25 protein-coding genes and 1 pseudogene are annotated in these 22417 nt (G+C 41.0%); 13 read left to right on the top strand and 13 right to left on the bottom strand.

Going from position 1 to position 22417, the window contains the following annotated elements; all coding sequences use genetic code 11:
• The 5 genes from ACE1AQ_RS10415 to ACE1AQ_RS10395 form a co-directional block, all read right to left on the bottom strand.
• The coding region (locus tag ACE1AQ_RS10415; RefSeq protein WP_374808371.1) for a nucleotidyltransferase family protein at positions 1-176 on the bottom strand (176 nt) is incomplete at its 3' end.
• Between the two features lie 62 nt (positions 177-238).
• Positions 239-1006, bottom strand: coding sequence for a PP2C family serine/threonine-protein phosphatase (locus ACE1AQ_RS10410; protein WP_110544098.1), 768 nt, complete (start codon positions 1004-1006; stop codon positions 239-241).
• A 13-nt stretch (positions 1007-1019) separates the two neighbouring features.
• Positions 1020-1676 carry a VWA domain-containing protein gene (locus ACE1AQ_RS10405; protein WP_008196783.1) on the bottom strand — a complete coding sequence of 219 codons (657 nt, stop codon included), beginning with the start codon at positions 1674-1676 and terminating at the stop codon, positions 1020-1022.
• A gap of 266 nt (positions 1677-1942) precedes the next feature.
• Entirely contained in the window at positions 1943-2284 is a 342-nt protein-coding gene (locus tag ACE1AQ_RS10400) for a co-chaperone YbbN (protein ID WP_008196782.1), read from the bottom strand.
• 88 nt (positions 2285-2372) lie between these two features.
• Entirely contained in the window at positions 2373-3074 is a 702-nt protein-coding gene (locus tag ACE1AQ_RS10395; RefSeq protein ID WP_008196780.1) for an NnrU family protein, read from the bottom strand.
• A gap of 362 nt (positions 3075-3436) precedes the next feature.
• Here ACE1AQ_RS10395 and ACE1AQ_RS10390 point away from each other — a divergent pair, with 362 nt between their 5' ends.
• From ACE1AQ_RS10390 to ACE1AQ_RS10380, 3 genes are all read left to right on the top strand, one after another.
• Positions 3437-3736 (top strand): ferredoxin, encoded by a 300-nt coding sequence (locus tag ACE1AQ_RS10390; protein WP_008196778.1) that lies wholly within the window; start codon positions 3437-3439, stop codon positions 3734-3736.
• Positions 3737-3924: 188 nt separating this feature from the next.
• Positions 3925-4791 (top strand): response regulator, encoded by an 867-nt coding sequence (locus ACE1AQ_RS10385; RefSeq protein WP_008196776.1) that lies wholly within the window; start codon positions 3925-3927, stop codon positions 4789-4791.
• Positions 4788-5078, top strand: a complete 291-nt coding sequence (locus ACE1AQ_RS10380) for a circadian clock KaiB family protein (RefSeq protein WP_008196774.1) — start codon at positions 4788-4790, stop codon at positions 5076-5078. Before ACE1AQ_RS10385 ends, ACE1AQ_RS10380 begins: the two co-directional genes overlap by 4 nt.
• Before the next feature lie 148 nt (positions 5079-5226).
• Here the strand turns inward: ACE1AQ_RS10380 and ACE1AQ_RS10375 are convergent, their stop codons facing one another.
• Together ACE1AQ_RS10375 and csaB are read right to left on the bottom strand one after the other, a co-directional pair.
• Positions 5227-5850, bottom strand: coding sequence for a type I restriction endonuclease subunit R (locus ACE1AQ_RS10375; protein ID WP_172456627.1), 624 nt, complete (start codon positions 5848-5850; stop codon positions 5227-5229).
• 5 nt (positions 5851-5855) lie between these two features.
• Positions 5856-6893: a polysaccharide pyruvyl transferase CsaB gene (gene csaB, locus ACE1AQ_RS10370; protein ID WP_008196769.1), complete on the bottom strand. Its 1038-nt coding sequence runs from the start codon at positions 6891-6893 to the stop codon at positions 5856-5858.
• Here csaB and ACE1AQ_RS10365 point away from each other — a divergent pair.
• Positions 6839-7075: a hypothetical protein gene (locus tag ACE1AQ_RS10365; RefSeq protein ID WP_008196767.1), complete on the top strand. Its 237-nt coding sequence runs from the start codon at positions 6839-6841 to the stop codon at positions 7073-7075. The genes csaB and ACE1AQ_RS10365 overlap by 55 nt on opposite strands.
• A gap of 134 nt (positions 7076-7209) precedes the next feature.
• Here ACE1AQ_RS10365 and ACE1AQ_RS10360 read toward each other — a convergent pair whose 3' ends face one another.
• A complete protein-coding gene (locus ACE1AQ_RS10360) occupies positions 7210-8289 on the bottom strand; it encodes a RuBisCO accumulation factor 1 (RefSeq protein WP_002785058.1) in 1080 nt (359 codons plus the stop codon).
• Positions 8290-8502: 213 nt separating this feature from the next.
• Here ACE1AQ_RS10360 and ACE1AQ_RS10355 point away from each other — a divergent pair, with 213 nt between their 5' ends.
• The 6 genes and pseudogenes from ACE1AQ_RS10355 (at position 8503) to ACE1AQ_RS10330 (ending at position 13155) form a co-directional block, all read left to right on the top strand.
• Complete coding sequence (locus ACE1AQ_RS10355; RefSeq protein WP_002775137.1) at positions 8503-9303, top strand: carbon dioxide-concentrating mechanism protein; 801 nt, start codon at positions 8503-8505, stop codon at positions 9301-9303.
• Between the two features lie 388 nt (positions 9304-9691).
• A complete protein-coding gene (locus ACE1AQ_RS10350; protein ID WP_008196748.1) occupies positions 9692-10093 on the top strand; it encodes a hypothetical protein in 402 nt (133 codons plus the stop codon).
• 304 nt (positions 10094-10397) lie between these two features.
• A pseudogene (locus ACE1AQ_RS10345) lies at positions 10398-11234 on the top strand (EcoRI family type II restriction endonuclease).
• Between the two features lie 37 nt (positions 11235-11271).
• Positions 11272-12282: an adenine-specific methyltransferase EcoRI family protein gene (locus ACE1AQ_RS10340; protein WP_110544095.1), complete on the top strand. Its 1011-nt coding sequence runs from the start codon at positions 11272-11274 to the stop codon at positions 12280-12282.
• A 256-nt stretch (positions 12283-12538) separates the two neighbouring features.
• Entirely contained in the window at positions 12539-12748 is a 210-nt protein-coding gene (locus ACE1AQ_RS10335; RefSeq protein ID WP_008196743.1) for a DUF2281 domain-containing protein, read from the top strand.
• Positions 12748-13155, top strand: coding sequence for a PIN domain-containing protein (locus tag ACE1AQ_RS10330; protein WP_198285273.1), 408 nt, complete (start codon positions 12748-12750; stop codon positions 13153-13155). The genes ACE1AQ_RS10335 and ACE1AQ_RS10330 overlap by 1 nt, the downstream gene beginning before the upstream one ends.
• An 873-nt stretch (positions 13156-14028) precedes the next feature.
• On the opposite strand, the gene ACE1AQ_RS10325 is transcribed toward ACE1AQ_RS10330, so the two are convergent.
• Both ACE1AQ_RS10325 and ACE1AQ_RS10320 read right to left on the bottom strand, forming a co-directional pair.
• Entirely contained in the window at positions 14029-14514 is a 486-nt protein-coding gene (locus ACE1AQ_RS10325; protein WP_008196739.1) for a DsrE family protein, read from the bottom strand.
• Between the two features lie 142 nt (positions 14515-14656).
• Positions 14657-16336 carry an AarF/ABC1/UbiB kinase family protein gene (locus ACE1AQ_RS10320; RefSeq protein WP_110544093.1) on the bottom strand — a complete coding sequence of 560 codons (1680 nt, stop codon included), beginning with the start codon at positions 16334-16336 and terminating at the stop codon, positions 14657-14659.
• Between ACE1AQ_RS10320 and ACE1AQ_RS10315 the strand changes: the two genes are divergently transcribed.
• Positions 16311-16436 (top strand): hypothetical protein, encoded by a 126-nt coding sequence (locus ACE1AQ_RS10315; protein WP_374808365.1) that lies wholly within the window; start codon positions 16311-16313, stop codon positions 16434-16436. The genes ACE1AQ_RS10320 and ACE1AQ_RS10315 overlap by 26 nt on opposite strands.
• Before the next feature lie 121 nt (positions 16437-16557).
• Here the strand turns inward: ACE1AQ_RS10315 and crtH are convergent, their stop codons facing one another.
• Positions 16558-18069, bottom strand: a complete 1512-nt coding sequence (gene crtH, locus ACE1AQ_RS10310; RefSeq protein WP_110544090.1) for a carotenoid isomerase — start codon at positions 18067-18069, stop codon at positions 16558-16560.
• A 308-nt stretch (positions 18070-18377) separates the two neighbouring features.
• Positions 18378-18554 (bottom strand): hypothetical protein, encoded by a 177-nt coding sequence (locus ACE1AQ_RS10305; RefSeq protein ID WP_008196733.1) that lies wholly within the window; start codon positions 18552-18554, stop codon positions 18378-18380.
• Between the two features lie 50 nt (positions 18555-18604).
• On the opposite strand from ACE1AQ_RS10305, the gene ACE1AQ_RS10300 reads away from it, so the two are divergent.
• Entirely contained in the window at positions 18605-20509 is a 1905-nt protein-coding gene (locus tag ACE1AQ_RS10300) for a nucleoside-diphosphate sugar epimerase/dehydratase (protein ID WP_110544087.1), read from the top strand.
• Positions 20510-20549: 40 nt separating this feature from the next.
• Here the strand turns inward: ACE1AQ_RS10300 and ACE1AQ_RS10295 are convergent, their stop codons facing one another.
• Positions 20550-20738, bottom strand: coding sequence for a hypothetical protein (locus tag ACE1AQ_RS10295; protein WP_002784873.1), 189 nt, complete (start codon positions 20736-20738; stop codon positions 20550-20552).
• Positions 20739-20940: 202 nt separating this feature from the next.
• On the opposite strand from ACE1AQ_RS10295, the gene cobW reads away from it, so the two are divergent.
• Positions 20941-21975, top strand: coding sequence for a cobalamin biosynthesis protein CobW (cobW, locus tag ACE1AQ_RS10290; protein ID WP_008196725.1), 1035 nt, complete (start codon positions 20941-20943; stop codon positions 21973-21975).
• Positions 21976-22417: the final 442 nt, after the last annotated feature.

Below are 22417 nucleotides of genomic sequence, written 5' to 3'. Positions count from 1 at the left end.
GGAAACCAGGGACTCCGACGTTCGCTACAATAATCAATTAATAAATCAATATCGCTTTTTTCGTCAGCTTCTCCCCGTGCAACAGAACCAAAAATTCGCACGTTATTTGCGCCGTGTTTAGCCGCAATAGCAATAATTTTTTCTCGTTTGTTTTTGAGTAATTCGTCAATTTTCATGATTTACTTAGTCCATAGTCTTATCATAGGTTGGGTTGAACCAGAGCCAGAAACCGGGTTTGTCAAACAAACCCGGTTTCTGAACAAAAAGCTAGGAGTAAGGTTTTATCATCGGTTGTTAACTTATTTAAATCCTCCCGCTCTAAAAATTCTTTGAGGTCTTCTTGCAATGGCGTTTCTGTCTGTTGTAAATATTCCTCTAATGGCTGAAAAAAAGGCGGAAAAGGCTGCCAATTTTTATAATCGATCGATACCTTTTCCACTCCATCCGTCGCCACACAAATAAAGGCAACTGGCTCGGTTAAAACTTTTATTTGCATATCCTCCAAAGCATTACTAGAAGTAACAAAAGTGGTTTCATTGATGTATTCCCCCTTGTCAGGCTGAAACAATAACTGATAATTTCCTCTCAGAGGTTTGAACACAATAAAACCATCTCCTATCTGCATAGCCGCTAATCGTTTTGAAGTAACCAAAACAACCAGTAAAGTTGTCGCCAGATCATTAATGTCTAACTGTTCTTTTTCGGCTTCCTCTTGGAGAATTTGCTGAACATAAGCCAACAGTTTCTGGAATATTTCCTTTAATTCGGCTTCAGTTTCAGTGGCAGCTAATGCTGTTTTTTTGAGCTTATCCTCTAAAAATTGCAGCGCTGCTTTAACTGTTATTTTCGCCCCTAAATCCGAATATTTGGCACTACCAGCCCCATCAGCCACGGCTCCAATCAAAACATCCTGACCCAATACCTTATAATCACCATAATCTTGACAGGGTAATCCCGTTTGGACGTGAAAACTACCGACCACCGACTGACATAATGTTCTCCACATAATTAACTGTCCTCTAGGTGGTAATTTGTCCCCAATTCACGGGTGGTAAAGCGATCGCCTCTCCAATTTTACCACCAGAAACTCGTTTCATTGAGTTACTTAACCACTGAAATAAATCCCGAAAATCTAAACCATTGAGTAACACGGGGGGATTATTAGAAATCTGTTTAAGCGTCTCCATATCAGCACCCTGAACACCTACAGAAAAAAATAAAACTCGATTTTCGGCTTCGGCTTGTTTTACACGTTGCGCCGCCAGACTCCATTGATCCGTAGGCGCACCATCAGTAATTAAAAATATCCAAGGACGATAATATTGGATACCATTATTTCTATAAATCGCTTTACGATCTTCGATTAAATCTAAGGCCAATTCAATCGCTTGTCCCATGGGGGTTAAGTCTCCTGCGCTTAAAGTAGGTGGCGTAAATTGGTCAATCCCGACAAAATCTTGCACGGTTTTAACCCCTCCCTTACCAAAGGTAACAATGGCGGTTTCTACGCTCAACGTCGCTTGCATATCCCGCATCACGTCCTTCTGAAAGGTTTTGATACCATCATTGAGAGCCTTAATCGGTTCTCCCTGCATTGAACCAGAGGTATCTAGTAGTAGTACCACAGGACAGCGATTTTCCTGATTTTCGACAAATTCAGCCACACCAATCGGCATTTTTTTCAAGCCTCCTAATTTTTTGAACTGGGGGAACTATGGGAGTTTTAGGAATTGGGATTATCTACTTTTTGTCCTATTATATTATCTCTGCCAGTCCCATCAGAGGCTCTCTTATTCTTTGTGTGATAAGTTTAACTTACTATAAGAGCGATCAATCTTTGTGTCCTCTGTGTCTGGAGTGGTTCGTTCCACTCACCCACCGGCGTTACCGTATCTTAGAATACATTTTAACCACAGAACCCATCAGAAAAGATATCTTTCCCTTAAGCTGAACGCGGGATTTGATTTTTGACTATTAGTCGCAGGGTTTGTTGCAATTCCTCGCGACTGTGAATTTCCTCCAGACGGTGAACCGGAACACCTCGATCGAAGAGAATTAAAGTAGGCAGACTACGCAGACGAAAACTATTAGCTAATTTAAAATTATTATCGGCATTGACACCGACTAATTGAATCGCATCTTGACAGTCATTTTGCCAAGACAAGAGGGTGGGTTGGATTAAACGACATAAACCACACCAAGGCGCCCAAAAATACACGAGAACCGGACGAGAAGACTCTAAAACTAGCTTAGGGAAGCTCTTTTCGTTGACAGATAGTATCATGTCTAAACGTATTTTATGAAAACTTTATTTTGATATATAAACCATTCTACACCAATCGGGATCAACAGGAAAGGGGTTGGGAGCAAAATCACCAATAAATTTTACTTGTTGCTTGCATTAGCCAAGGATGCGCCCACCAGAGGAGTAAAATAAACCCTGTTACTCCTAGATAGGCAGGACGAAGGAATTCTTGCCATTTCAGGCTTTGCCGACCATCGATAATCGCTAAAAAGGGGACCACTGAGGTGCGTTCTTTGATCTTTAAAAATGCCTCTCCGTAACGGTCTTCTAACCGGCGATCGCCATGCCAGACGGCAAAAAGATGATGAGCAATTAAACCCAGGGAAGTTAATAGGGTAAAGCTTGTCCCTAACCAGAGGGTGTGAGCAATACACCAGATCACCTGTCCTACCATCTGGGGATGACGGGTAACGCGCAGGATGCCGGTTTCGTAGAGATGAACCTGGGGTTTTTGGATAGCGGCGATCTCCAGCAGGTTAAAGGTGGCAGGATAGAGAAAGAAAAAAGAAATGGCCGAAAGTATCCAAACTAGGGTTTTTACTCCGGTTACTCCCTGTACTTGCCAGAGAAGCAAACCATCATAACGATGATTGAAGAAATAAACTACTAAAATTACGGCTAGAGGGATACTAACAAGGGCAAATAATACCCGATACAGTCGCGCACCGATGATGGCTTCTCCCCCCATTCGTAAACTGGCTAATCCGCTATGGGCAACAGCAAAACCCAATAATAAACCTAACATGATCCAATGACTAGCGAATGCCACTTTTACCCTCTTGATTGACTAAATTTCTCTCCGACCTCTATTTTAAGGATTGATGGTTAATTTTTCAGCCCCCTTTTTTGTAAGTACCTAAGCAAAATTAATTACACATCCAAGCCGTCACCCGTCAGCCAAAAGCTTTTTGCTGTGACCAGTAAACAGTGAACTAAAAATTCAAATCTGATCGCTGATAGCTGTCCCGGAGTCCCCCGTCTCCTGTCTCCTGTCTCGACTAGGAAATTAATTTTGCACGACTACTTATTGCCAGTATCGGGGATTCGGGGCAAAATAAAACTATGCTTCCCCAAAGCCACTCCCAGGAATATACCCGGGGAACTGTCTAATTTGGCCACTTTTTAGGTAATATGTCTTATCCCCAAAAGCGATTTGTGATGGTCTGTCAGCATTCTTCCTGTTTGGTGCAGGGTGCGTCCGAGCTTCTTTTAGCATGGCAAACGGCAGCTCTCCCAGAAGATGTCATCGTTATGACCAGTGGTTGTCAAGGACAGTGTAGCACTAGCCCGACGGTGAGGATTATTCCCGAGGAAACCTGGTACTGTCATGTTAAACCAGAGGATGTCAGTCAGATTGTCGAGGAACATTTAAAAAACGGTCAACCGGTCGAGCGTTTACTCCATCCACGCCTTCACGCTCAATGGCAGTAAACTTGATCATCAATTTTTAAGTGATGCTTCACTTGACGACTTAACAGAAAACCCCCAGCGAGCGCCTAATCGGTAGAACAAGACTTCGAGATAGCGGGTGCTAGATGGTGATTTTGTCCTTGCGTTTCCCAAAGATGGGCGTACTATGAAAGTAGGGGAAAAAAGATAATTTTAGCGATCGATTAACAATGACTAGGGATCTCTGTAGGATTTTATTGATAGAGGATGAACCGACGACTGTTAAATTAATCCAGAGATTGCTGTTAAAGGCCCCCCAATGTTCCCTGGCCGGGGGGTTGACTTTCACCCTCACCCAAGCTCAGGATCTACAGGAAACTGCCGAAAAACTGGCAGGGGAGAAATTTGATCTTATCCTCTTAAGCTTGGAAATCTCTGTCCCCCCCGGCTTAAATATTCTAGTCAAAACCAGAGAATTAGCCTCTGATATACCGATAGTGGTTCAAACTACTAGCAATGATGAGAAATTAGTCGTTAAAGCCTTTCAACTGGGTGCTGACGGTTATATTCAGTTAAATAATATCGATAGTAGTCTTTTAGTCTATCAAATTCGTGTGGCGATCGAGCGTCAGCAATATATTCTCAATCTTAAACATCAACAACAGGAACAGGAATTTCGCGAACTGGAACAGTTAATCAAGGGAGGACACACTAGCATTACGGCGAAAATGTTCGGTTCTGAGGCAATAAGGCAGAGTATCCCCGATATTTTTCAAGAATTAGTCCAAAATTACGGAGAGTTATTAGATTTAGCTTTAGAAGAACAAGCATACAAAGTGGAACATAATCTATCGGAACGACTGCGAAGCTTGGCCGATAAGTTAGGATTCTTAAAAGCTAGTCCTCGCGATGTGGTGGATATTCATACCACCACCCTACGCCAAAAAAATCAGGATGTCACCCTGGCCAAAGCGCAGGCCTACGTTAGCGAAGGTCGTCTCATGGTCCTGGAATTGATGGGTTATCTCGTCTCTTTCTATCGTAAATACTATATCGGTCTCAGCAACATTAAACTGTTCAATAACACGCAATCATGAGTCAATATCTTCTCAAACTCTATATTATGGGCGATTCAAGTAAATCCCAGAGGGCGATCGCTAATATTTTTCGTATCTGTCGTGAGGAATTATCTGATCTTTATACAGTAGAAATAATTGATGTTCTCGAACAGCCGCAATTAGCGGAACGGGATAAAATTCTCGTAACTCCTACTTTAGTCAAACAACTTCCCCCACCCCTACAAAGAATTATCGGCGATATGTCCAATACCCAAAAGGTTCTCCTCGGTTTGGATGTTATTCCCAAAGACTCCCATCTCAATTAGGATTCACCTAAAAATTCTTTTGGTTAGGTTTTTCCTCGCTAATAAGTAGGTAGATAGCCCCCTTATTAAGGGGGGATTAAGGGGGGATCGAAGGTAAAATCTATCTTCTACTTAATTAGAACCACTTACTTAATTTCTAATCTTGATTTTATTCAATCGCCTCAGCGATGTGTTTTAAAATCTGCAAAACCTTATATATTTCTTCTCTGGAAATAAAGGGAGCAAATACCCTAGATAGGGCATAATGATGGACATTAGCTCTCAATTTGACAAATAAAAGATCATCTCCATTGGTGACGAGAGCAAAGCTAGGTTTTTCTGGCCGGGGATTAGCCATCAAATAGGCCAGGGTTTGCGGTAAGGCAGTCCAAACCGATAGGGCGGTTTTTTTGGATTCTACAATTACCACCCAAAACTGATTTAACCAGACTAAAACATCGATTCTACCCGATAGTATTTCTTCCCCATCATCGACGGTTAAGCTTACCGATTCCTCTGCGCGTACTCGAAAAGGCGGATCGTAAAAACCCGCAATCGCTAGTAAGGGAGAAACTAACAATAAAGTCACGGTTCCTTCTAATAACTGTCCTGCCGATCTTTGGTATAAATATCTTTGTCTTAGTTCATCTAAACTCTTTTTTTCATGGCTAGATAGAGACAGTAAATCACTTTGCCATTCGGGAAAAAATGCCCTATCTTCTGTTAAGGAGAGATTAAATCTTGTCTCAGCTAGGGCAATAGTCGTGATAACATCAGTAATAGCACTCGACATAAAAATTAGCTCACCAATCTAGATAAAATTTCTCGATGAATTAAAGCTCGATCGATTAAAAAATATTTGCGATCGCTGGTTAATGCCTCTCCATTGGCATAAAAATTAATCCAAGTGTTACTAATATCATTAACTGCCTCTGGTAACTGATCTAATTCCCAACCCGGCATCGGTACTTCGGCAATTAATCGCGACACTTTCGGATCATAACTAAGGGCAAAACAACGACAATCTTCTGCCGCGGCCATAATCAAACTATGAAAGCGCATTCCGATCACCATTTCTACCCCACGAAATACGCCTTTTAACTGTCTTGGGTCCTCTAAACTAATGATTTGATAATTTTCCCTTAATTGACGGGCTACAGCTTCACAGAGGGGCAAATCCCGCGACTTTTGAAAAGGGACTAGGAGAATAAACGCCCCCGTACTGGTTTGTAAATCAATTAAAGCTTGGGTTAATTTATCTAATTTTGCCGGGGTTAATAGGGGATGGGGACGTAAATTGACGGCGATTCTTGGGGCAGGTAAATCCGATAATCCCTTGACTGATTGAGCTTCTAAGGCCCATACTGGATCGGGGGCAACAATGGGACTAATACCCCAATTGGCGACTAAATGAGCCGAAGTATCATCGCGCACACTAACTAAACTACATTGTTTTAAGACTTTTTTGGTTAACCAACGGGTAAAAGGTCTATTTAATGGTCCAATTCCCTGCCCCCAAGCAATAGTTTTTAAGCCCAATAATTGAGCAAGAGCCATTAAACCACCGTAATACATTGGACTGGCAAAACTGGTGACATCCTGCATTAAACTGCCGCCACCCCAGATAAATATATCCGCTTTTTTAAGAGCTTGAAAAACTTGCCACCAATCCCGACTAGGACAGGTTTCCACTCCATAACGTTGACTGGTTTCTCTGGGATTATTTGACAAAACAATAGGTTTAATTTCTGACGGCAGCATCTGCAATAGAGACACTAATAATGCCTCATCTCCTCCGTTTCCTCTCCCATAATATCCACAAATTACTGCACGCATATATCAGTTATCAGTTATCAGTTATCAGTTATCAGTTATCAGTTCTCAGTTGTCAGTCAGAAAAAGGCAAAAGTCAAAAGGCAAAAGGCAAAAGTATGGTAAATTTGTCTCCTGTCTCCTGTCTCCTGTCTCCTGTCTCCTTTGTCCTCTTTGTTACTTTTTTCTTGAAAAATGTCTCTTAGTTTCTTAAGTTATGCTGTCAGCTACAAGTTAGCAGTGACCAGTTTTATTGGATTGCAGTTATCAGTTTATCTATTTTATTATTCCCACTCATAACTAATAGCTTAAACCTGATCAGTGATCACTGATCACTGATTTAGTCGTCCATTTGCCAGGGTTCGGTGATGTTTTTTTCATCGAGGATATTTTTTGCTCTTAAAATCAAGACCAATTCACCTAGTATGGTGACATCGGGGGAACTATCAAACCATTGTAAAAAGACGGAATTATCCCTCTCTACTAGATAATAATTGTTCACGTCCCATTCGGCAAAAACTCGATCGATCACTAATAACACTTCCTCGGATCTGGTGGCAATCGATCGAGGTAATTGATCACTGGGCCATAAAATAGCTACAGGATCGATCGCCTTGAGAATTGCTTGCCAACCGGGGAGAGGCACGATTGTTTGTTTATCCCCCACCGTTACCAGTCGAAAAGGTTCCTCGACGCTCAAACTTTCTGTGTGTTTTATATCAGTTACCGTCACCGGAAATCTTCCTACTAAAGGAATAATTCTGGCTAATTCGTCCTCATCCTGTAAACGATGGACGGGTAGCAACGGTGCGCTACGGGTGGGAGTAACGGTAAAATCTTGTAGTAAGGACTCGATCGCCTGTCTGGCCGAGTCAGAATGGGCAAATTTCAAACCTTTAGCGATTAATTTCGCTCTTTCGGCTAAATCCCGCTTTTGTTTGCCCCGTTTCCAACACTGATAAGCGATCGCATCTCCAGGATGACGAGTAAATTCACTGGGAATCTGGGATAAACGGGAAAAATCTTGGATAGCTTTGGCGATATCGTGTGCTTCAGCCACCTCAATCCTTTTTTCTGCCGCTAATTTCGCTGCTCCCAGTCTTTGTTCTTGGTTGAGAATACGCAATTCATATAGCACATCACTGCGCGGCCCGATGTAGTAACTTAACAAATCTTCATCTGCTCCCGCTTTGATTAAACTCTCAAAAACTTGGGCAGCGACAATAATTAAATTTTGTTGGGCATTTTGAAAACCGGTTTGTTCAAAAATTAACTGGGAATCGTAGCCAGCTTTTTGCAGTTTTTGACATTTTTGCCCCCAATTCACCCAATTTCCTTCCTTATGAAGCAGCGAGCGCATTAATTCGGTCGCTTCCGTTTCGCTGATTCGATCATCTGTACTGCGAGGCTGTTCTGTCATAGACAACTTGATCAAGCTACAATAACTAAAATTTATCTAATCCCTCAAAAATCTTCAATAGCAATTAAGGTTAACAGGATAGACTAGATAGTAACAGGATAGCTGACAATCACCCCCTTCGTACCTGTTAGGGCAAGTTTATCTTCAATGTCTAGATTAAGAGTTAATGGAAGCATTCCCCCCTCGTCCACAACTAACCCCAGTCAAAGGACGATGAAAACCAAGCGTCACCCCAAAGATAGTGCCTTGGGTTTAGTCTCTACCCTCAGCTTTCCGGCGATCGTCGGGACAGCGGATATGATGCTAAAATCGGCAGAAGTTACCCTCGTGGGTTACGAAAAAATTGGCGGTGGTCACTGTACGGCGATCGTGCGTGGTAATATTGCCGATGTGCGGTTAGCAGTGGAAGAAGGGGCAAAAACCGCCGCACAGTTCGGACAATTGGTATCTAAATCGGTTATTCCCCGACCGATGCCCAATTTAGAGGTAATTTTCCCCATTGGTAGCCGTTTAGCCGAAATTGCCCAAAGTCAAAGGGGTTTCAGCAAACTGAGCAATATGTCGATCGGTCTCTTGGAAACCCGCGGTTTTCCTGCTATGGTGGGGGCAGCCGATGCCATGTTAAAATCGGCCGATGTGCAGTTAGCTTCCTACGAAACAATTGGGGATGGTTTGTGTACGGCCATTATCCGGGGTTCCGTCGCTAATGTGGCCGTGGCCATTGATGCGGGAATGCGGGAAGCAGAGAAAATCGGTGAACTGCACGCGGTGATGATTATTCCCCGTTTATTGGAAGATTTAGAACATACTCTACCGGTGGCCAGCTACTGGTTAGAAACCCCCGAACCTTTACCGATGTTATTACCCAATACTGTCCGGGAAAAACAACGGGAATTGGTCGCTTTACCTGAATTGGAAAAAACCAAAATACCAATTCGTCGCCAAGAAATGCAGGAAAAAGTGTTAGAAGAAGTGATTCCCGTGGAAGTTATCACCGATGAGGACAGTTATTAATTTTTATTTTCAGCTTTGCTCCTGTGCTGCTAAAAGTACAGGAGCAAAAGGTTGAATTAGGGTTTGCGGCAAAAAGTTTGTTACTGGGTGTGGATTTCCAGGTAAAAAATCTTTACAGAAGACCCCGACAATTAAACGAATCGAATAATTATAAATTTTTGTCAAGAGGTGCGGTCAGATCAAATAATCGTCGCTAGAATCAGCCTAAATTGTCAGAAATTTATAGCGGTTCTCGCATCTGTGCGGCACACTTAAACCTTTGCTGATTAAGCTGTTTAGGATCGGGAATGTACCTCTTGCGAATCAGAAACGCTATAGTAAACAAAGAAGAACTAAAGACTGCTTCTTAAAAAGTTAAAAATGTGGAAAATGTGGAGAAAAGAGTTAGATGTATCCCACTGAACATGAAAAGTATCTGGCAGCTAGAGAAAAATGGGTTCATGAAGATAACCTAATAAACTATAGACTGTCTTGGCTTCTATTGTCACAAACCATATTATTTGCAACATATGCTGTTCTTTTGGCTGCCCAAAATACTGTTCCACAGTTTGAGCGAATTAATAAGCTACTTGTTATACTGCCTTGGATTGGTGTGGTAAATTTAATAATCGCCTACATATCAATTTTAGCAGCTCTCTCTGCTCAATATAAGCTCAAAGAAGCTATTGGACGCGAATTTGAAGTTACTCTTGGTACACTTACATTGGGTGGTTTTATTTTGGGTCATTTAGCTGCAATATTGTTGCCAGGGGTGTTTTTTGTAGCTTGGTTTGTTCTAATTATTCCTTGAAGGCCGTAGGGTGCGTTCCCTAAGGTGGCTCTTACTACTCCACTAATAGATTTTGGGGAACGCACCATGCACATTGATTCAAGCTGTGGGTTAAAGTGCGATGTGGGCTAATCTGGCTAACAGGCTTTTGGGCGTGATATAGGGAAAAGTTCTGGCGATTGCGCCTAAATAGAGTGATATGCCGAAAGTTAACCCATATCGTTACTCCAGAGAGTGTTATACGGAAAGTTTCCGGATAATTTTTAGTTATACATACATTATCTGTAGCAGAAAGTGGAAGATTTAAGTAAAGAAAAGGCACAATATGACTAAAAAGAATCAATCAAAAAGATTAACGAATCAACATAAAGAGTCTAAAGGTGTAGTTGGTATATTTGGAGATGAAGCAAAATCACACGACATAACTGTTGGAAAAATTTCACTTTTTGTAATTGAACAGCTTGAAAAGGAGTTTCCTCAATTATCTTTTCAATACAAAACGAGCATAAAAAAAGAAGAAATAAACGAAGCATTAAAGAAAATTGACCCTGAATTAGGACAAACACTTTTTGTATCAAATTCAAGTATTATACCCGATGGTGGAATAATAGAAGTAAAAGATGATAACGGTAATTGGAGAATCGTTTTAGTTTCGGAAGCTAAACATCAGGGGAAAGACATTGAAAACATCAAAGCAGGAAAACTTGTAGGAGCAAAAAATGATCAAGATTTGATGGCTGCCGGTAATGCGATAGAAAGATCGCATAAAAATATATCTGAAATCGCTAATTTGATGTTATCTGAATCTCATTTTCCCTATGTATTATTTCTGGAAGGCTCAAATTTTTTAACAGAAACTATTTCAATTAAAAGACCCGATGGAAGGGTTGTAACGATTGAATAAAATTCAGGAATGCTAAATAGATTAGATAGGTTAACTTCTGCAAATTATGGAATGCTCATTAATACCAATTTGTGTAAAAATAAGTTTCTCAAGCATAAAGATAAAACAATTATGCTTCAAGCAACTTCTATATACACACAAGGAAATAGCGAAAAATGGGATCTCAAAAAAATGTTTGATATTATGCTTGAAATTTCTAAAACCTCTCTTAAAGTATTAGGCAGTGAGATATTTAATCAGATAACCAAAAGTAAATAACTAAAACAAAGATTTATTAAATCAAAATAGGTTGAAAATGGCAAGAAATGCAACAAACGAATTATTACAAAAAGCTAAAAAATCAAAAAGTGATGAGTTTTATACACAGCTTTCAGATATAGAAAGCGAATTACAGCATTATAAAAGTCATTTTGAAAATCAAGTAGTTTATTGCAATTGCGATGACCCCCGAATTAGTAACTTTTTTAATTATTTTACCTCAAATTTTAATGAATTAGGTCTTAAAAAAATAATAACATCTTGTTATAGAGAGCAAGTAAAAAATTTATTTAATACAGAAGAAGATGAAAAAGGGTTTTTCTTTGAATATACAGGTACAGAAGGCGAAAAAAACAAACCAAGTTCAACTGACCTAGTTTACTTTAATGGAGATGGTGATTTTCGTAGTTCGGAAAGCATTGAACTATTAAAGCAGTCCGATATTGTTGTTACCAATCCCCCATTTTCATTATTCAGAGAGTATGTAGCTCAATTGGTTAAATACGATAAAAAGTTTTTGATAATTGGAAATATTAATGCAATAACCTATAAAGAAATTTTCAAACTTATTCAAGAAAACAAGGCGTGGTTAGGAATAAATCTTGGTAGAGGTATTTCAGGTTTTATTGTACCTGAAAACTATGAACTATATGGAACAGAAACTCGAATAGATAACTCTGGTAATAGAATAATCTCACCGAACAATTGTTTATGGCTTACTAATTTAGATAATTTTAAGCGGCACGAAGATATAAAACTTACAAAAAGATATTTTGGCAACGAACTTCAATATTCAAAATATGACAATTATGATGGAATTAATGTTAATAAAACACAAGACATACCAATAGATTATAAGGGATATATGGGGGTGCCAATAACATTTTTACATAAATTTAATCCCGACCAATTTGAAATAATTAAATTCAGGAAAGGGAATGATGATAAAGATTTATCAGTAAATGGGAAATGTCCGTATTTTAGAATACTAATCAAGAATAAACGAATACAAACTGAATATATTGATTTAACTGACAAAGAAAGATAAGGTATAACAAATCGTTGTACCTGACATTGTTCCGCTACGATCCAAAATGTCGGTGAAATCGATCGTTATGCTCCAAAGCTAGTGCGATACCGAAGGCACTGGGTAGCCCCCCTAGATGGGGTTGGAGGGCTTGCTTTAGGGCGCGATACTGGGTTATAGGGGTTTTCAAGATTAGTGCTATTTCTCATCAAATCCTATGCTAGACTGGTGGTAGATTAGTTATCAACTACTACAAAAAGTTGAATTGGTAAAATACATGAGTACATCAGCAAAATCACTAGAAGAACTGGTGAGACAATTACCGCCCCAGTTAAAGGTTGAAGTACAAACGTTTGTAGAGTCACTTTTAAGTAAATCTAACCAACCTATAAAACGTAAACTCCGTCAAGACTGGGCAGGGATGCTTAAAACCGATTACACATCAATTGAGTTACAGCATCTTGCAGTTGAATGGAGAAATGGCTAGTGTTTCTTCTGGATACGAATATTTGGCTAGAACGCTTATTAGGACAAGGACAGGCTGAGGTTGTTGCGGAGCTACTTGATACGCTCTCACTCTCTGATATGTGTATGACTGATTTTACTTTACATTCTATCGGGGTGATCTGTAATCGGCTGAATCAACGAGAGGTTTTTATCAAATTTGTGGATGACGTTTTGATTGATGCTGGTTTTGTACTGGTCAGTATTCCTGCTAACCAAATGAAGAGAGTCGTAGAAATAATAGATCTCTTTCGCTTGGATTTTGATGATGCTTACCAATATGTTGCTGCCGAGCTTGAAAAAGCTACTATTGTGAGTTTTGATCAAGATTTTGACAGGACAGAGCAAAGACGTTTGACTCCTATGCAAGTGCTTAAAATTAGAAATTAATTGCTTGCTCCCGTCAGTGCGATGCCGAACGCAATCTTGTAGGGTGCGTTCCCTAATATGGCTACTGCTGCTCCACTAATAGATTTTTGGGGAACGCACCATGCACATTGATTGAAACTGTGGGTTAAAGTGCGATGTCGAAGGCACTGCCTAGAAGTACGCTGACGAGTGTAGGGTACGCTAATCAAATGTAATGCGCCATATTTTCATTGGTGAGGCCAGCAGAGTTGGGGGTGATATGATGGGAAAAGAGCGGCCACTCAATACCATTTGTAGCTAATCAAAACTATGTCACTGTATCCTGATAAGGAACCCGCAATAACTCGAACAGAGCGTGGTTTAACAATTTCGGCTCTTCGGGAATTGTTATGCAAATAATTAACTTATAGCAATTCCCCTAGTTGTGGGGTACAGAGTCTTAGGTTTTGAGGAGTCAGTAGCCGGTCGTCAGGAGTTAAGATTTTGGGGTACCTCATGAGATTGGGAAACGCTATATTCAGGTATAAACGTTTATTCAGTAAACAGTAAACAGTTATCAGTTAGATTGAAACAAGCGAAATCCAAAATCAAATTAGGTGTTTTTTTGATTTCAATAATATGTCCTTTAGATGTACGGCAGCTTATAGCGCTTTTCACGTTAGTGAGGTATCGACAAATTGTAGAAACTACTATTGAGAACATTTTCAATAATTAATTTTTTTCTCAGAAAAAAATTATAATTGTTCACCTTGATCAAAATCAATCATTCTAGTTATAGTAATTACTGACAATGGGTAGCAATATATTAGTAAAAATTATCAATTGAATGTTAAGCGGAAACTGGGATAGAGACCTTAATAATAAGGTCTCTAGATTCTCTAGAAAATGCTAGATTTACCAGCTAATTACTTTAACCGTTTCGTTAAATAAATTTGCTTCTAGGGAATCGGGGGAACTTGTCACCACACCCGCAATTAGATCTTGGGGTTTTATGGCTGCTTGTTTCATACAGGAGGGACAAATTAAGACTTTTCCCCCTTGACTGATGAAATCTACTAACATTGCTTGCAGGGTTTTACCAGTGATACCGTTAGTGTGTTGAGGAATGGTCGTCGCTGCTAGGTGTACCCCTGTAATATTCAAAAAAATGGTGGTTGAGTGACCTTTTTTCAGCATATTGGTAGCGACACCGATTGCCATTGCCGCTCGCCAAGGATCATCAGTGGTTAAATTAACAAATAAATCGGATTTTTGTTGACCGACTGCAATTATTGCTTCGTTAGTTTGTACTGGAGAAACGGAAGGATTAGCTAAGACTGGGACTGATGTAACTAAGGATAATCCGACAAGGGAACCAAGGGCTAAAGATTTTAATAACATTTTCTTGTCCTCTTGCTGCTGGGTGCAATGAAAACATTTTCATTATGATAACTTCTGGAAAATCTTGTCAACAGACAGCCTGTCAAACTTTAATTTTTGTTGCGGATAACAAAAACGATCTACTAATAAAAATGATAATTATTTACTTATCTAACATTTTATCTAATCTTTCCTGAATCAATAAAACCAGGGAAGAACGCAGAAAAAATAAACCAAATAACCCCGCTAGACTGAAGGGAATAATGGCTAGTTTGCTATAGTTACTGTCTAATAAAAATATGGCTGAGATAATGCTAAATCCCAATAAACAGACATTAATTAATACTTTAATTGCCAGATAAATTCTTTTCAGGAGTCGTTCATTTTCCCGTGACTTAACTTGAAAAACTAAATTTCCTCGCTCGATTTTTTCCTCTAATTGACGGATCATTCTCTCGTTTTTATTCCCTTTTTGCCATTGTTGTTTAAGAAAAGTGCGAGCTTGATTAGCTAGGGTAAGCATGGTGTTGCTAGTTCCTCCCGATACCGCTAGACTTTTCACAAAAGGTTGACTAGCTGCTAATAAATTATACTGGGGATCTAAAGAGCGGGCAATCCCATCCAAAGTGGTGACAGATTTAATAATAAAAGTCATTTGGGGAGGTAAGCGAAAGGGTTGCTGTTTAAACATTAAATACACTTGATCGCTAATTTGTTCAAAAGCCCTCACATCTACCGGTTTATCGCGAAATTCCTCTAGGAGAAACTCCAGGATATTTCGCACGGGTTGCAGCTCTCTAACAGGTTCAATTAACCCCATATAGATCAAGGTTTTTAAGACTGTTTCCGTATCCTTTCTCAAGACAGCAAAAAAGGTTTCGATCATTTGATCTTTAGCAACAGATTTTACCTCGAACATCGTGCCAAAATCGTAGAAAATTAACTCCCCTTCCTGACTAACTGCCATATTACCCGGATGGGGATCCGATTGGAAAAAACCATCCTGTAATAGTTGTTTGAGATAGGAACAGATCCCCAGTTCAATAATCCCATCTACGTTAATACCATTAGCTAGTAAAGTCTCTCGATCATCGACTTTAATCCCCGGTACATACTCCAAAGTTAATACCTTGCGGGTGGTATATTGCCAGTAAACTAAAGGGACTTTTACCTGGGGATAATTCTTAAAATTTTCCCGAAAGCGATCGGCATTTTTGCCCTCATGGATATAATCGATTTCTTGAAAGAGTAGTTCAAAGAATTCTTGATAGATAGCTTCTAAATTATATTTTTTCACCACGGGGAAAATATTTAACCAACGGGTGAGACGATGCAACACTTCAAAATCGAGATTAAATAGTCCTTCTAGATTCGGTCTTTGTACCTTAATAACGACTTCTTCCCCACTTAATAACCGCGCTCGATGCACTTGTCCTAAACTGGCACAAGCGAGGGGAGATAGGGTAAAACTTGCAAATAAATTATCTAGGGGTTGTCCTAATTCTGTTTCAATAACTCGGAGCGCTTCTTGACTATTAAATTCGGGAACTCGATCCTGTAATTGGCTTAATTGTTCGATATATTCGAGCGGAATTAAATCTGCTCGCGTCGATAAAGATTGTCCAATTTTAATAAAAGTTGGTCCCAAATTAATGAGGCGATCAACTAACCATTTCGCTCTCCTTTGCCGTTTTTTGCCCCTATTAGCCCCCGTTAAACGATCCCAGAGCAAAAAAGTCAAAAACTGCATTGTAAAGCTAAATATCTCCAATTGACGAACAATCGGCGCTCGCAAGCTTTGCTGCCAATGTAAAGATTTGGGGGAATCAAAGGGAGTAACCATCAGTTATCAGTCATCGGTTATCAGTTATCAGTTATCAGTTATCAGTTATCAGTTATCAGCAAAACCGATCTACAGCGTTTCTCGTCAAGATGAAGTATAAATTAAACCTTGCCGAAGTAAAAACTCCAGTCGCAAAAACGCGCTTCATCCATCTGAGAAACGCTGTCAAGTATTCCTTTCCGGTTTAAGAATTCGCCGGTAAAAATCCTAATTTTCAGCTTTTAATCTCTGGGACGGGGTAAACCCAGATCTACCGCTAGACGATGACTGCAAGCAAAACCAGAAAAGGCCACCGCGTTTAATCCTTGACCGGGGAAGGTACTATCTCCCACACAATAAAGATTAGGAATAGCTGTACGATTAAAGGGCATTCCTAATAAGCCTAACAGTTTTCTTCGCGGTATTGGGCCGTAAGTGCCATCGATTCTATTCAAAAAGCGGCGATGGGTGCGGGCTGTGCCAATTTCGATATAATCTAATCCTGTATCTAGTTTGGGAAAGAGTTTTTTCAGGCGCTCGATGAGACGATGAGCAGCGGCCTCTTTTTTATGTTGATATTCTTGGGGGGGCAGTTTTTGCCATTGATCAATCCAGCTAGGGGTGAAAGTATGAATGATATGATGGTCCGGGGGTGCTAGGGAGGGATCGAGTAAGGTAGGAATAGAAACAAAGATAGTTCCCTGTTCTGCTTCCATATTTTCCCAATCTTCTAGTAAAATATGGTGACATTCGCTTCCTGAGGGTAACACATCGGCCTTGACTCCCAGATGCAAACTCAGGAAACTGGGGGATTTTTGATAGCGTTTTTGCCAATTTTTTTCACTGCGGGGGAGAGATTCCGGGGGGAGTAGTTTCTCGAAGGTATCCCAACGGGTGGCATTAGAAACAATCTTTTTCGCGTAATATTCTTTACCATTGGTCAATCTTACCCCGATCGCCCGTCCTGCATCTAAAATAATCTCAGTCACTCTCGCTTGATACTGGATTTCACCACCAGCTTTTTCCAATCCCGCGACTAACTTGAGAGCAATCTGTCCTACTCCCCCCCGGGGATAGTTAATTCCCCCGTAATGGCGATCGCTAAAGACCATTCCCGCATTAATCATCGGAGTGCGATCGGCGGGTACTACCGACCAACAATAACATTCCATGTCGATAAATTTCAATAATTTCGGGTCTTTAATATATTTTCTGGCCACATCTCCCGCATTTTGGGGTAAATACTTGACCAATCCCAAACAGGATAAAGGATGCTGGAAAAAAACCCTAGTCAGATAGCGGGGTTCTTCCAGCGATAGTAAATCCATACTATTGAGGCAATTAAACACCTGCCAGCATTCATCGTAAAAGCGCCGGATACCAGTTTTTTCTGCGGGAAAATGGCTAATTAATTCCTGTAAAAATTGTTCGTAGTCGCGATGAACTTTTAAGTCTAATCCGTCCGGGAGATGATAATGGATCTGGACGGGATCGGCAATGGTTTCGATACTCATATCCACCGCTGCCAAAGCCTTGGTTAAGAGGTTAGTCGTCCCCTTTTTGCCAAAACCAAAAATCATCGAAGCACCCACATCAAAACGATAACCCTCTCGTTCAAAATAACTCGCGCTGCCCCCCGGAATCAGATAACTCTCTAAAACTAGGACTTTTGCCCCTTTTGCCACTAATTGCGTCGCTGTCACTAATCCCCCGATTCCCGACCCAATCACGATCGCATCGTACTGATTACTCATAACTTTAGTTGATAAATTTTTGTGTCAATTCTTGATTGTAACCTTGACTAGCGGTGATTTATCGGCTAGATATTTGGGAGCAGAAAATTTTTGGGGAGCGATGAAAAGTTGCTAAAAGGAAAAAAGTCCGGCTCTCTTATTCTTTGTGTGATCAGTTTAACTTACTATAGAAGCGATCAATCTTTGTGTCCTCTGTGTCTGGAGTGGTTCCTTCCACTCCCTCGCCAGCAAGACTGTATCTTAGAATACATTTTACCCACCAAACCGAAGAGAGCCAAAGTCCTGACAAATCGAGCCACTTGACATATTTAGACTTGGGTGATATCATCTGCGGAAAGACGGGCGGCACTACTGTTATAAAAAACATTGGTTCTTCTCACTTCTGTGTGGAAGCAAGAAGAATAGGGATGATTTTCTGGAAAGATAGTCTTCAAAGCCTTGCTTAGGAAGACTCCTAATAACCATAAACACTGAGTACCAGACAAAGTCGAGAGAGGCCAAGTATTTACCTTAAGATTAATTAATCAATTGGATGATGTATAGAAAACTGGCGAACAATATCCTTAAATTGGCTAATTCCCTATCTAGGTCATCGAAGCGATCTCTTTTAATTGTCACCGATTGCCTGATTTTTAGTCTAACCATCTATCTAGCCTTCTCTCTCAGGTTGAATCTGAGCCTCGAATATCAGCAAATTAGAGCTTTTTTAGGGCAAATATTGGGATTAATTGCCATTAAAACTCTAGTTTTCTCTCTCAAAGGTATTTACAGTCCCGTAGTACGTTATACAGGATTAGAGTTTCTTTCGTCCGTACTGCAAGCGGTTCTCTATAGTTCAGGGGTTTTAATCAGTCTTGCCTACTTTCAAGGGGATGCCTTTTTGCCGCGTTCAGTCCTGATTATCGACGCATTGTTAACCCTAGTATTGGTTATCGGGGTGAGATTGTTGATTCGTTCTGTCTTTCACCGTCTGAATATTTACGTCAGTAGTGTCGATAGAGAACCGAGAATTGTTATCTATGGTGCGGGAATTGTGGGTTGTCAATTAGCACGTTCCCTACAAAATGACCCCCACTATCGTTTATTGGCCTTTGTTGATGATAATCCCAATTTGCAGCAGCGAGTTATCCAAGGCATTAGGGTTTATCCCCCCTCTCAATTGGCACCACTGCACCAAAAACGGGCCTTTGACTGGGTTGTTCTGGCTATTCCGAACCTAGACAAGGCCAGAAAGCGGCAAATCATCGAAAGTCTAGAAATTTTACCCATCGACATTAAAACCGTCCCTCCCCTCTCAAAAATTTTATCGGGAGAAGCGACCATCAATCAGATTCGCAGTGTCGATGTCTCGGAATTATTAGGACGGGAAGAAATCCTACCCCATCCCGAACTTTTGGGAAAAAATGTCACCGGTAAAGCGGTGTTAGTTACCGGGGGTGGCGGTTCCATCGGTTCGGAATTATGCCGACAAATCGCTTTCCTCAAGCCAAAATGCTTGGTAATCTACGAATTAAATGAGTTTTCCCTCTACAAAATTGATCTCGATTTGGGTGAAAATTATAGCGATTTACGCAAGTATGCCTATCTAGGCAATGTTCTTGACCGCAATCATCTGGCCCGAGTCATCCAACAACACCAAATTGAGACAATTTATCACACGGCCGCCTATAAGCACGTTCCCCTTGTGGAAGCCAATCCTAGTCAGGGGGTTTACACTAATGTTTGGGGCAGTTTAAATGTCGCTCAGACCGCGATCGAGAATTCGGTTAGTAATTTAGTTCTCATTTCCACCGATAAGGCTGTCAGACCGACTAACATTATGGGGGCCAGTAAACGCTGTGCTGAGTTAGTTATACAAGCTTTGGCCGCTTTACCCGACAGTTCCACCTGTTGCGCTATCGTCCGCTTTGGCAATGTTCTTGATAGTAGCGGTTCCGTGGTGCCGCGTTTCCGGGAACAAATCGCCCAACGTAAGAATATTACCCTCACCCATCGCGATATTATTCGCTATTTTATGTCTATTCCGGAGGCGGTGCGTTTGGTTATGCAAGCAGGAGCCATGGCTAAGGGGGGTGAGGTATTCCTGTTAGATATGGGTGAACCGGTAAGAATTTACGATTTGGCCCTACAGATGATTCGTTTAAGTGGCTTAGAATTAGGGCAAGATATCGATATTGAAATCACAGGATTAAGACCCGGGGAAAAACTCTACGAAGAATTATTAATCGATACCGATAAAGCTCTTCCCACCGCTCACCCAAAGATTTTTTGCGCTCATGAACACTTTCTTGCTTGGGAAAAATTGCAAATCAAATTAGAACAACTGCTTAATTATATTCAACTTAATGACCGTCAGGGCCTAGTTAAGTCCCTACAAGATTTAGTTCCCGAATACCGGCCCCCGCAGCAAATAGCCAGTAGTTTGTCAAGTCAAAAGTAAAGAAGAGGAGTTTTACCTCTCCTCTTGTTGCCAAAATTTATTAATCTAATTGAACCGAATGCTCTTGTTTTAACTGCTTTTGGATAGTTTTTACCGTCTGCTCAATTTTATTGATTCCGCGAGAAGAAGGGCGATTTACTCTATCAGCTAGAGGAGAAGTTTGTTGAATAGCAATGCTTAAATAAAGAGGAAAAGCGAGGGTAAAGGCTAAAAAAAGACGTTGTAACATAATCCACTCCCACAAAAGTTTTTCAGCGATTATTTAGCCGGCTGAAACTTCTAACAGAATAACGACTAACTAGGAAAATTTCAGCTAGTTTGTGACAGTCTGGCAATTGGTGGGGCAATCCTAAAGAATTAGCGCTGAAACCCTCAACCCTAGACCGGAAGTCTGATAGATTGATCTAAGAACATGATCGATCGCTCTATCTATGCACAAAATTCCAGTTACTGTGATCACGGGTTTTCTGGGTGCGGGAAAAACTACCCTCATCCGTCATCTACTGCAAAATAATCAAGGCCGACGGGTGGCCGTTATGGTCAATGAATTCGGAGAAGTGGGCATTGATGGTGATTTGTTGAAAAGTTGTCAGACCTGCGATGACAACCCCAACGATAATATTGTGGAACTGACCAACGGTTGTCTGTGCTGTACAGTACAGGAAGAATTTCTCCCCACCATGCAGAAATTGCTGGAGCGACGGCAACAGTTGGATTGTATGCTGATCGAAACTTCCGGATTAGCTTTACCTAAACCTCTGGTTCAAGCTTTTCGCTGGCCGGAAATCCGCAACGGTGCCACGGTGGACGGGGTAATCACGGTGGTGGATGGTTTTGCTATCGCTAGGGGTCGTCTGGTGGCGGATTTGGAGGCTTTAACGGCACAAAGGCAAGCAGACCCCAATTTAGAACACGAAACGCCTATTGAGGAGTTATTTGAGGATCAGTTAGCCTGCGCTGACCTGGTACTCTTAACTAAAACCGATCTCATCAGCGAAATTGAATTAGAAAAAATTATTAATTGGCTGAAAACACAACTGCGATCGACGGTAAAAATAGTTACTTGTGCTGATGGACAAATTAGCCCCGATGTGCTATTGGGATTTAATGCCGCCGTCGAGGATAATTTAGCTAGTCGTCCTAGTCATCATGATCACGAGGAAGAACACGATCACGATGAGGAGATCAATTCTGTGCAGTTTTGCCTCGATTCTCCCGTAGATGCCCAAATTTTGACCCAACGGATCAAAGAATTGGTGGCCCGAGAAGAAATCTATCGGGTCAAGGGATTTGTTAACGTGGCCCATAAACCCATGCGTATGGTGTTACAGGGAGTCGGCGATCGCTTTGATTCTTTCTTCGACCGACCCTGGCAATCCACAGAAATGCGGCAAACCCGCTTGGTCTTTATCGGCCGCTCCCTCGATAGTCAGAGAATCGAGCAGGCCTTAACTAGGGTTTGCTGAAGAAGTTTTTCCCAGGGACAGGGTGTGGGGTGTGGGAATTATGAATTATGAATTATGAAGTGGGGTAGATAGGGAAGTGGGGTGATGGGGTGTGGGCTTCGGCCGTGAGACTGAGCTCACGCCGAAGTCTCACGGCCGAACCCTGCCCCCTGCCTGACCCCACCAACAAACTTTTTGCCGCAAACCCTATTTATTCTCCCCCCTCCCTTCTCCCTTCTCCCTTCTCTCCCTCTACAATAATTACTCGCAGCCAGAAATACGTTATGACACATCATACTTTGTACTTTTTGTCAAAAAAACTTTTTTTTTGCAATAAAACTACACAAAAAAAAGATCATCGTTATGGGTGAAATTGACTGATTTGACCGTCCTAATTAGGAACACCTTCTAGGTGTGGCAAGGGTTTTAACTATTGCTGCCCAAAAAAGCACAGAATAACCCA

The sequence above is a fragment of the Microcystis sp. BLCC-F209 genome (assembly GCF_041928595.1).
Lineage (GTDB): Bacteria > Cyanobacteriota > Cyanobacteriia > Cyanobacteriales > Microcystaceae > Microcystis.
Note: the sequence above shows the minus strand (reverse complement) of the source record. Positions and strands in the feature narration are given on the sequence as shown.

Coding starts and splice junctions, on each gene's coding strand:
- csaB (WP_008196769.1), bottom strand. CDS start 6,893: ATGCGTGCAGTAATTTGTGGATATTATGGGAGAGGAAACGGAGGAGAT.
- crtH (WP_110544090.1), bottom strand. CDS start 18,069: ATGAGTAATCAGTACGATGCGATCGTGATTGGGTCGGGAATCGGGGGA.
- cobW (WP_008196725.1), top strand. CDS start 20,941: ATGCACAAAATTCCAGTTACTGTGATCACGGGTTTTCTGGGTGCGGGA.
- ACE1AQ_RS10340 (WP_110544095.1), top strand. CDS start 11,272: ATGGCAAGAAATGCAACAAACGAATTATTACAAAAAGCTAAAAAATCA.
- ACE1AQ_RS10355 (WP_002775137.1), top strand. CDS start 8,503: ATGAAAACCAAGCGTCACCCCAAAGATAGTGCCTTGGGTTTAGTCTCT.
- ACE1AQ_RS10365 (WP_008196767.1), top strand. CDS start 6,839: ATGCCTCATCTCCTCCGTTTCCTCTCCCATAATATCCACAAATTACTG.
- ACE1AQ_RS10405 (WP_008196783.1), bottom strand. CDS start 1,676: ATGCCGATTGGTGTGGCTGAATTTGTCGAAAATCAGGAAAATCGCTGT.
- ACE1AQ_RS10390 (WP_008196778.1), top strand. CDS start 3,437: ATGTCTTATCCCCAAAAGCGATTTGTGATGGTCTGTCAGCATTCTTCC.
- ACE1AQ_RS10350 (WP_008196748.1), top strand. CDS start 9,692: ATGTATCCCACTGAACATGAAAAGTATCTGGCAGCTAGAGAAAAATGG.
- ACE1AQ_RS10295 (WP_002784873.1), bottom strand. CDS start 20,738: ATGTTACAACGTCTTTTTTTAGCCTTTACCCTCGCTTTTCCTCTTTAT.
- ACE1AQ_RS10375 (WP_172456627.1), bottom strand. CDS start 5,850: ATGTCGAGTGCTATTACTGATGTTATCACGACTATTGCCCTAGCTGAG.
- ACE1AQ_RS10385 (WP_008196776.1), top strand. CDS start 3,925: ATGACTAGGGATCTCTGTAGGATTTTATTGATAGAGGATGAACCGACG.
- ACE1AQ_RS10300 (WP_110544087.1), top strand. CDS start 18,605: ATGTATAGAAAACTGGCGAACAATATCCTTAAATTGGCTAATTCCCTA.
- ACE1AQ_RS10320 (WP_110544093.1), bottom strand. CDS start 16,336: ATGGTTACTCCCTTTGATTCCCCCAAATCTTTACATTGGCAGCAAAGC.
- ACE1AQ_RS10380 (WP_008196774.1), top strand. CDS start 4,788: ATGAGTCAATATCTTCTCAAACTCTATATTATGGGCGATTCAAGTAAA.
- ACE1AQ_RS10325 (WP_008196739.1), bottom strand. CDS start 14,514: ATGTTATTAAAATCTTTAGCCCTTGGTTCCCTTGTCGGATTATCCTTA.
- ACE1AQ_RS10410 (WP_110544098.1), bottom strand. CDS start 1,006: ATGTGGAGAACATTATGTCAGTCGGTGGTCGGTAGTTTTCACGTCCAA.
- ACE1AQ_RS10400 (WP_008196782.1), bottom strand. CDS start 2,284: ATGATACTATCTGTCAACGAAAAGAGCTTCCCTAAGCTAGTTTTAGAG.
- ACE1AQ_RS10335 (WP_008196743.1), top strand. CDS start 12,539: ATGAGTACATCAGCAAAATCACTAGAAGAACTGGTGAGACAATTACCG.
- ACE1AQ_RS10360 (WP_002785058.1), bottom strand. CDS start 8,289: ATGACAGAACAGCCTCGCAGTACAGATGATCGAATCAGCGAAACGGAA.